Genomic DNA, 7,192 nt, shown 5'->3' with positions numbered 1-7,192 from the left:
GCAATAAAACCGCAATAAAACCGCAATAAAACCGCAATAAAACCGCAATAAAACCGCAATAAAACCGCAATAAAACCGCAATAAAACCGCAATAAAACCGCAATAAAACCGCAATAAAAAATAGAGTCAAATTAGCTGTAAAATTGAAATTATTAGGAATTTTTGAGTTCTGGTAACAGTTTAAGGGATAGTAGAATAAAATAACCTTAGTAATTTTTATATGGTGATATTGGTGCTTTTATATAAATTCATGATTTTTTATATTTGGTCTGTATATTGGATATGGACAATTGTTTATATCTAATTGTTTTGGCATTAATTAGTAAAAGCAAATCAAAATATATATTTAGTTAAATGACAAACAAAAATTTCGAATTAGATTATCAAAAAGAAATTGCGAAAATTCATTATTATTCGCAAGATGCAACATCGGACTTTAACGCAGTTATAGAAACTTCAAAGCGATTAATAGAAAACGGCTTTGATGACTCACAATTAAACTTTTATGTGGGTAGAGCATATCAAGAATTAAATCAAAATAAATTGGCTATTGAGTTTTACAAAAAAAGTATATCAGCTAATGATCCACACTCAAATTGGACAAAAGAATTAAGTTCTAATAATTTAGGTAATTTATATTTTAATATTGATTTATATGATGACTGTATTGATATATGTAAATACAATATTAATTATGCAAAGAATGATTTGTATAAAGCTAACGCTCTTTATTTAACTGCTCACAGTCATTATTTAAAAACTTTTGAATTAACGGAAATTTCACCAGATTATCCATTTGAATTGTGTGAAGGATTAGAGAAAACTGAAGTTAATATTCTAAAAGCATTAGAGCTTCAACCCGAAAATATAGATTATATTGTTTTAGCTGGAGTTATGTATAAAAGAGGAATAAAGGCTAATTATTCTTTCAAGTGTTTAAGTGGAGATTGCAATGTTAAAGCAAGATATTATCTTACAAAAGCTGCCAATTTAGGAGATTATCAAGCAAAAGAATTGTTAAATCAATTATAATATTTAAAATTAATGAAGTTAAAATTAGATAGTGCAAATCCTGGATCCATTTCTAAAGATAACGCAATTTTTGAATGGATTAAATCATTTGACCAAGCAGAATTAAACATTTCTGAATCAACAATTGAAATTATTCCTAAATCGGGAAAAATATTAAAAAGTGAATTAAAAAAAGTAGAAGAGGATTTTTTATCCGAGACCTATCAAGGTACCTTTGATAATAACACACCTTTCAGGGTTATACGACCTGGAAAAGAATCTAGATTTATAATGGATTTGACAGGTGATGTTGATACACTAACGATTGCTAATATGTCTGGAAATGGATATGCTGTTCATTTTGATGTAATAAAATAACTGCTGCTAACAATGGTTATAAGTAATAGGGTGTTTTAATCTACTTATGAAAATCCTTTCTGATTTTATGTTCAGTTTTTATTGTTAAATGAAGTGTTTAAAATACCCTTTAAGTTATAGACAAACACGTTAGTTTGTACATCAGACAATATTTATAAATCCTAGTTTTTTTATTCACTATTATTCTAAAATACAGCACTTTTACGGAAAACCGTAATGGTTGTTGTTGTTACAGTAATATATTTATTCCGTTAACGAAATCCTTTTATTAATTATTGATATGCAAATATTTTAACACAAGTAGTTAATAGTAATTTAAGAAACTAAACGAAAGTGGAAAACCTGAATGAAAATAACAAAATAGAATATTTTTATTTTATTTTATTCAAAGCTAATACATGAATAATGAAAGAGCTGTATTTGACAATGCTCGAAGAACAAAACTAACTTACATGAATGATGAAAAAATATTCTGCTAACTATTCTTATACGAATCATAATTTTGTCATCCAGAATTTAAATAGTCCGAGAAAAGAGTCAGAATTTTTAAAGGCAATTCTAATAATTAAGAATTTAATTCAAAGAGGTAAACCAACTTTGATGAGTCACTACTTACAAAGTATTTATGGTTCTATTCATAAAGATAAAGAGTTTTTTAAAAAACCATTTGTTTTAATAAATCAATCTGATATAAAATGGTATAACACCATAAAAGGGGATGATGATAATAACTATTTTCCTGCAAGAACATTTTTAGAAAAAAGAATTGAAGAAGATTTATCAGAGTACAGTTTTATAAAACAACTCATTATTCCTGAAATTGAAATTAATCAAATAACGCAACAGGATGATGAAAACTTTAGGCGACAATGTGTTGATTTTTTTTTGCCTCAAGCTAATTTAGTTATAGAAATAGATGGGCAGCAGCATAAAGAGGAAGAAGGAAGAGTTACAGATTCAATAAGGGATAGTCACTTAGTTTTATCAAAGGTTTTGACTGTTCGAATTGATACAAAAGATTTAGAAGCTAAAAATGAAATTTATTTTGAAAAAATTGAAAAAATAAAAAATCAACTTGAAAAATATTCAAGGTTTTTAAATTTATACAAAACAAATTATAACCTCAGATTTTCTGATATTCCAGATAAAATAAAAAAAGCTAAATTATTACCTACGGCAATAATTCGTTTTCAGGTTTTGATTCTCGAATTACTTGAAAATGGTATTATAAGTCTTGATGATGATAAATGGTTTTTTGAAGTTAAAAATCGTGATGTTAATGGGTATGAAAATCATTCAATAGAAGATGTATTTGAATGGCTTCATCATTTATTGAAATTACAAAAAATCACATTTAATGAACCTCAATTTGAGGTTAAAAATGTTGAAGAGTTTAGTGATTCAAATTGTATTAAAATTGATTTTAGTCTTTTTGAGCGTTGGACAGATGAAAACTTTCTTAATGAAGATGTTATATATATTAGAACCGATTATTTAGATTTATTTCATAACCGTAATAAAAATAAATTAGACCGAGTTAATTATTTTAAACTTAGCACTTCTACTAAATTTAAATACAAACTTCTTTTTAATGAAGAATCTAATGACTTAGAAAACTTAGAGTTTTTTCTTAAAAACATATTTGAATACGATAGGTTTAATAATGGTCAGATTTCTATAATTCAAAATATTTTAGAGAATAATACAACAATAGGTCTACTGCCAACAGGCGGAGGAAAATCTTTGACTTATCAACTAGCTTGTCTTTTACAGCCTTGTATAAGTTTTGTAGTCTGTCCAATAAAATCTTTAATGTATGATCAAGTTAAAGACCTTAATCAAGCATACATTCAAAATATAGAATCAATAAATAGTGATGTAGGTGGTGCTGCAAGAACAGAAATATTAGACAATTATAGTAATGGAAAATATTTCTTTGTTTTTATTTCACCTGAGAGATTTCAAACAAAAGATTTTAGAGAAAGATTAGTCGCTATTAATTCACAATTGGACTTTTCTTATGCCGTAATTGATGAAGTACATTGTTTGTCAGAATGGGGACACGACTTTAGAACCTCGTACTTAAATTTGTCAAATACCATAAAAAAATACTGCCCTACAATTAACTTTTTAGGTTTAACCGCAACGGCTTCAGTTAATGTTTTAAAAGATATTCAGCTAGAATTTAATACAGGCCAAAAGAACGTAAAAACGTTAACTGATTATACGCGGCCAGAATTAGAGTTTATTGTAATCAATGATAAGGGAGATAAATATCAAGAAGTTACTACTATTATTGAAAATCATATTCAAGAAGATAATCTTTTTGCATCTGAAGCTGACAATCCTAAGTGTGGTTTAATATTTACCCCTTTTGTGAATGGTGGAAATGGTTGTTTTGACTTATCAAATAGATTGTCAACTAACTTTAATGTTCCCATAAAATTCTATTCTGGTTCAAAACCAAGAAATTATAATGACGATTTAGATTTTGAAACATATAAAGTAAAAGTTCAAGACGAATACAAACAAAATAAATTTACATTACTAACAGCTACAAAAGCTTTTGGTATGGGGATTAATAAAAAGAATATAGGTTTTACTGTACATTATGGAATGCCAGCCTCAATGGAATCACTTTATCAGGAAGCAGGAAGGGCGGGGAGAGATAAAAGTAATGCGAAATGTTATGTTTTGTTAACAGAAGAAAACCCTGAAACAGATGTTGAAACTATTTTTAACCCAGAGTCAACTTATGAAGAAATCCAAGCTTTAACAGAAAAAGTAAATTGGGATGGTCAAGATGTGATTCGTCAAATTTTCTTATATCAAAATGGATTAGATTCAATCTCGAAAGAATTAGAACTTGTCGCACGACTTCATAATACATACTCTGAATCAGGAGGGGCTAGGGTTGTTTATGCAAGAAACTTAGCTTCAAACAAAATGAAAGTAGAAAAAGCTATTTATCGTCTTTCAAACTTGGGGGTTATATCGGATTGGACAGTGGATGATTTTTTTAATGGAGTTTTTACTGTTACATATAATACGTTCACCGAAGAAAGTATCAAAGCTACTCTTCTAAAATTTATTAAAAAGTATGTTGATGACTTTGAATTTGATAACCATTCTGAAAGGATTAAATACACTAATATTTTAAAAGATACCAGATTACCAAAATTTGAACGTTTAGTAAAAGTATTATTACAATGGTCTTATGATAAATTCGGAACCAACAGAAGAGAATCATTAAAGAATGTATATAAAAACTGCTTAAAGTATGATAACACAATTGAAGGAAAAGAAGCTTTTAAAAAAGCATTAGAAGCTTATTTTAAATTCACAGAAGCAACATACATTTTACAGCATATTGCTGAAAACAATAACAAGGATATTTCTAAATGGTTTGAAGTATTCTATGATGAAAATAATAACTTTATTAATAAAGATTCATTAATTGATTTGAAAGGAAATCTACAACGGTTTTTAGAGAGTTTTCAAACTAACACAGGTTTAAATTTAATCAATGGTTTAACCAACTTACTTTTAGATGAATCATTTAATAAAATTGAAGAGCAACGATTTTCAAAATCATTCAATATTATTTCAAATTATGAAGACTCTAAGTTTGATTATGTTATTAATCAAATTCTTGAAATATCTAAAAGTATAAACCAAAAAGGAAAAATTCTATTGTTGAAATTCTTATATAAATACAGTGGAACAGAAGAAGAAAAACTGAGATTTGCTAAAGAATTAGGAGATACTACAGTTATTCTTAATCATTACAACAATAGACTTAAAAGTATAACTAAAAATATAGAACATGGATTTAGAAAAATTGGATAGTGTTGTAAATGAATTAGAGCATAATTCAAAACAACTAAAAGGTTTTACAGATGTTTATATAGAAATCAGTACACTTCAATCGGATATCAGTCGAAATTTGGAATTAATTGAAGAGAATAATAAAAGCTTAAATTCTGTAAGTGAGTTTATTAAAAGACAAACAGCTGAAAATACAAAGCAACTTAAGGTTGCGAATGAATTTCTAGAACAAAAAATAGGAGAGATTTATAAGGATAATAAAGCGTTCCAAAAGGAGTTAGATGCAACTCTCATAACAAGACTTGATAAACATAAATCAGACATTCAAGTTGAGATTAGAAATGAAGGAACTCAAATACAGCGTGCATTTGAAACTACTTTAAACTCTAATTTTAATTCAATGGAAGCTAAAATCAAAGAACGTTTTGAATTACAGTCAAAAGTATTAAAGACATTAAGAATTCTAGTCTTTATTTTAATACTAATAAGTCTCGGTCTAGGTGTTGGATTATACTTTAAATAGCTAATAGTGAAGATGAAAAAAAGTGCTAATCAATAAGCAAAGTTAAAGATATATAGGAATTATTTATTTTAAAATTATTAAGAACGATTAAATTGTGATAAGCTATTAATTGCAGATGATTTCAATTTAAATGAAAAACATAAGATTTGGAATAACTTATATTAAAAAGGCTTTAATTCAGCTATTGAAGACTTGAGGAGTGGTTGATTATGTAGGAACTTACGAAAATTTAAAACGGCAAGATTGATTTCTGATTATCTGCCTGTTTTTATAGAATTTAATTTTAAGATAATAGTGACTAACTTTTAAAAAGTATTAATGTATTAGACAATATACATACAAAACATGTAAAAAAACAATTATTGTTATATGCGCCTCTTTAGAAACATATTTCTGCTTTTGCTACCTTATACAATAATGGTAGTTATAAATGAATTTTACCGTCCTTTAATAACCGATAAACCCTATAGTGCTTACGGTTTTACGGCGATAAACTCAGATATTAAGAGTCCTCACAAGTGTAGTTGGATAGCGCATAGCAACACGAGTTATTGTAAACAACATCATGTTAAGTTTTTAAAAGATTATTTCCATATTACTGATAAAATATATTTTGGAGCCATAAAAGTCTTACATTCTACAGGAAATTATGGGGCTGCTAATATTGTTTTTTTAGTCATACTTTTTCCACTTATAATGTGGTATTCTCTAATAAAGATTATAGACTACACTATAGCAATTAGAAAATTAAAAAATAGCAAAAATCAACAAAATGAGTAAGATTGATTCATTAATAGATTGGATGATTTATGTAGGTGGTAATTTATATATCTATTGTACTGATTTTACCATAAACCTAGCAAATCTCACAGGTACATCATACTACGAAGTGAATTTCTTTTTCTTTTGTGTACTATTTCCGTTTTTATTGGTGGTTTTGCCTGTGACGGCGATTATTTTAAGGTTTAGACTTAAACAATTAGCATCGAATTAAAGTCGATTTCCTAATTTTAATTTGAAGAAATTTAAAAATTTTAAATCACTAGTAATCAGATTTTTGAAAAATAGCGTGTTCCAAAACGTGTTCGGTTTCGTGTTCTCTTTTTGTTAAAAATAATATGACTCAAATTTATAAAATTTTATTTGAAGTTTTTATTGTGAGTGGGTTAAAATTTAGAATTGAAATGTGAAGAGGTTTGTGGAGGGTATTTGTCAATTAAGAGAGGAAATAAGTTTATGGTAACAGGTTGTTTCGGTTCTTAGTCAGGCTTAGTATGCATGTGATTAGTTATTTAAATTGATAATAAAATTTTAATAAAAACGCAATAATATACTTGTAACTAACCAATGAAACTAAAATATTTACGCAATAAAACCGCAATAAAACCGCAATAAAACCGCAATAAAACCGCAATAAAACCGCAATAAAACCGCAATAAAACCGCAATAAAA

General features: G+C 27.3%; 5 protein-coding genes. All 5 read left to right on the top strand.

What is annotated here, in order from left to right; all coding sequences use genetic code 11:
* Positions 1-354: 354 nt before the first annotated feature.
* Positions 355-1,032 (top strand): hypothetical protein, encoded by a 678-nt coding sequence (locus tag VDP25_RS17075; RefSeq protein WP_334471777.1) that lies wholly within the window; start codon positions 355-357, stop codon positions 1,030-1,032.
* A 12-nt stretch (positions 1,033-1,044) separates the two neighbouring features.
* Positions 1,045-1,389: a hypothetical protein gene (locus VDP25_RS17070; protein WP_334471776.1), complete on the top strand. Its 345-nt coding sequence runs from the start codon at positions 1,045-1,047 to the stop codon at positions 1,387-1,389.
* A 600-nt stretch (positions 1,390-1,989) separates the two neighbouring features.
* Positions 1,990-5,238: a RecQ family ATP-dependent DNA helicase gene (locus VDP25_RS17065; protein WP_334471775.1), complete on the top strand. Its 3,249-nt coding sequence runs from the start codon at positions 1,990-1,992 to the stop codon at positions 5,236-5,238.
* Positions 5,216-5,740 (top strand): hypothetical protein, encoded by a 525-nt coding sequence (locus tag VDP25_RS17060; protein ID WP_334471774.1) that lies wholly within the window; start codon positions 5,216-5,218, stop codon positions 5,738-5,740. Before VDP25_RS17065 ends, VDP25_RS17060 begins: the two co-directional genes overlap by 23 nt.
* A 772-nt stretch (positions 5,741-6,512) precedes the next feature.
* Positions 6,513-6,734: a hypothetical protein gene (locus tag VDP25_RS17055; RefSeq protein ID WP_334471772.1), complete on the top strand. Its 222-nt coding sequence runs from the start codon at positions 6,513-6,515 to the stop codon at positions 6,732-6,734.
* Positions 6,735-7,192: the final 458 nt, after the last annotated feature.

Source organism: Winogradskyella sp. ECml5-4 (assembly GCF_036903175.1).
Classification (GTDB): domain Bacteria; phylum Bacteroidota; class Bacteroidia; order Flavobacteriales; family Flavobacteriaceae; genus Winogradskyella; species Winogradskyella damuponensis.
The sequence above is the reverse complement of the archived record's forward strand: the minus strand, read 5'-3'. Positions and strand labels throughout refer to the sequence as shown.

Bases quoted from the DNA above. Each gene is read 5' to 3' on its own strand.
- VDP25_RS17075 (WP_334471777.1), top strand. From the start codon at position 355: ATGACAAACAAAAATTTCGAATTAGATTATCAAAAAGAAATTGCGAAA.
- VDP25_RS17070 (WP_334471776.1), top strand. From the start codon at position 1,045: ATGAAGTTAAAATTAGATAGTGCAAATCCTGGATCCATTTCTAAAGAT.
- VDP25_RS17065 (WP_334471775.1), top strand. From the start codon at position 1,990: ATGAGTCACTACTTACAAAGTATTTATGGTTCTATTCATAAAGATAAA.
- VDP25_RS17060 (WP_334471774.1), top strand. From the start codon at position 5,216: ATGGATTTAGAAAAATTGGATAGTGTTGTAAATGAATTAGAGCATAAT.
- VDP25_RS17055 (WP_334471772.1), top strand. From the start codon at position 6,513: ATGAGTAAGATTGATTCATTAATAGATTGGATGATTTATGTAGGTGGT.